This is a genomic window from Fructilactobacillus sp. X2R1C1 (assembly GCF_059901435.1).
Genome location: NZ_JBWXUV010000126.1, coordinates 1 through 250 on the forward strand (window position 1 = coordinate 1; position 250 = coordinate 250).

A 250-nucleotide genomic window follows, 5' to 3' on the forward strand; every position below is an offset into this window, starting at 1 on the left:
GTTCGTGATACTTTGACCAAGTATGAATTCCCTGGTGACGATATCCCAGTAATTTCTGGTTCTGCATTGTTAGCTTTAGAAACACTTGCTGAAAACCCAGAAAAAAAACGTGGTGAAAACAAATGGGTTGATAAAATCTATGAACTGATGGAAAAGGTTGATACTTACATACCTACTCCAAAAAGAGCTACTGACAAAAGTTTTTTAATGGCAGTTGAAGATGTTTTTTCTATTACAGGTCGTGGTACAG

Annotated in this window: 1 pseudogene; it reads left to right on the top strand. The window is 36.4% G+C overall.

The window, feature by feature from the left end:
* Positions 1-250 (top strand): annotated as a pseudogene (locus AC6UDG_RS07735) (hypothetical protein); the annotation flags it as partial.